Below are 1,940 nucleotides of genomic sequence, written 5' to 3' on the forward strand. Positions count from 1 at the left end.
GAACACATTGGATCAAAATTTTACTACTGATCAGCCAAATAAAGTTTGGGATTACCTACATAAAAACTAAAGAAGGTTGTTGGCGGCAATAATTGACCTATATTCACGCATGGTGGTTAATGAGTAACATGATAATTAGTTATAGATTCTTTATTGATGGCCGTTGATAAACGCAAACCCGATAAAAATCTGCTGTTACATAGCGATCAAGGGTCACAGTATACCTCTCAAAATTACCAATTTCTATTGAATACAAAAAACATCATTTCCAGCATGAGCCATAAGGGCTGTTGTTACGATAACTCTGTTGCAGAAAAGTTCACTTAAAAGGGAGCTGCTTATTGATACTTCTCGCTCAACAAACCAGAACTGCCATATTTGAATACATAGAAATCTTTTATAACAAATAACGTAGACATTCTACTATTAACTATTGCATTCCTGCACAATTTATTCTCATGATAAAAACGTCTTAACTTTCTCTCTTACTTTTTCTGGGTAAGGTCACCTCTTTAGGTGCTCCTTTTTTCTTTCTTATACACACAAAAATCATATAGAATTGTAAATACAGCTTTTTTATTCTGATGCTTTTCAATTCTATAGCTCTGGTTGTCTCTCTATTACTATTTTTCTACATTATCGTAAAAAAACTGGGCGAAAAGAAAGCAAACCTTGAGGGTAATTTATGTAAATTAGAGCAAGAACTTCAAGAAACAAAGCAAACTTTGCTTACGAAGAATGAAGAAATAGTTGATTTAAGGGTCAAAAGAGCAGAACTTGAAGTAACTCTGCAAAAAGAACGTGAGGAAAAGAAAAAGGAAATAGAATTACTAACAAAAGCAGAGGAGAGATTAACAAACACTTTTAAAGCGCTCTCTCTTGATGCTTTGCAAACAAATAACAATAATTTTCTGAACTTAGCAAAGGAAGTAATCGATAGTAAATTAAAAGAAACGGAAAGCGATTTCAAAAAAAGACAAGCAACGATCAACGAAGTTGTAACTCCAATAAAAGAAAAATTAGAAAAATTCGATAATGGAATACGTGAGCTAGAAAAGGAGAGGGTAGGGGCCTATGAAGGTTTAAAGGAGCAAATTGGAGCGCTGATGAACCAAACTTCCAACCTTGCTAATGCCCTGAGGAAACCTCACATTAGGGGCAAATGGGGTGAAATGCAACTCAAAAGAGTGGTAAAAATGGCAGGAATGATTGAGTATTGCGATTTTTTTACTCAGCCGTCAGTGATTGATAAAAACGAGAATAATTTATTGCGTCCTGATTTAATAATCAAAATGCCATCTGGAAAGCAAATAATAATAGATGCTAAAGTGCCGCTTGATTCTTACATGGATGCTATATCACAAAATGATTTGCAAATACAAAAGGAGAAATTAAAGAACCATTCCCTGGCAATAAAAAAACACATAAATGATTTGGGTAAAAAAGAGTATTGGAATCAATTTGAAAATACGCCAGAACTTGTGGTGCTTTTCTTAACAGGGGAGGGGGTTTTTAGCGCAGCACTGGAATATGAGCCTGCTTTGATAGAGATTGGAGTGGAAAAAAAAGTGATCATTGCAACACCGATCACTCTAATTGCGTTGCTGAGAGCAATAGCGTATGGATGGAAGCAAGAGATGATAGCTGAAAACGCAAAGAAAATCAGTGAACTAGGTCATATTTTATATGAGCGCATTTGCACAATGGGTGAAAACTTTGATAATTTGCGCAGGAGCTTAAAAAGTGCTGTTGATCATTATAATAAAACTGCTGGCTCTCTTGAAGCAAGGGTGTTTCCTGCTGCTCGAGAATTCAATAAGCTTGGTATACATGCAAAAAATAAAAGTTTAAGTGCTGCAAAGGAATTAGAGTCTTTACCACGCAGTTTACATACTGAGGAGCTGAAAGTAGATTAGGCATCTTAACAGGGAATGTTCAAA

Annotated in this window: 1 protein-coding gene and 1 pseudogene; both read left to right on the forward strand. The window is 35.3% G+C overall.

Annotation, left to right across the window (positions count from 1 at the left end; genetic code table 11):
• Nucleotides 1-410, forward strand: a pseudogene (locus WGMM_RS07450) (DDE-type integrase/transposase/recombinase); the annotation flags it as partial.
• Between the two features lie 174 nt (nt 411-584).
• Nucleotides 585-1,916: a DNA recombination protein RmuC gene (locus WGMM_RS01640; protein WP_038249117.1), complete on the forward strand. Its 1,332-nt coding sequence runs from the start codon at nt 585-587 to the stop codon at nt 1,914-1,916.
• The last annotated feature ends 24 nt before the right edge of the window (nt 1,917-1,940 follow it).

Origin of the sequence: Wolbachia endosymbiont of Glossina morsitans morsitans (genome assembly GCF_000689175.1) — a bacterium.
Lineage (GTDB): Bacteria > Pseudomonadota > Alphaproteobacteria > Rickettsiales > Anaplasmataceae > Wolbachia > Wolbachia pipientis.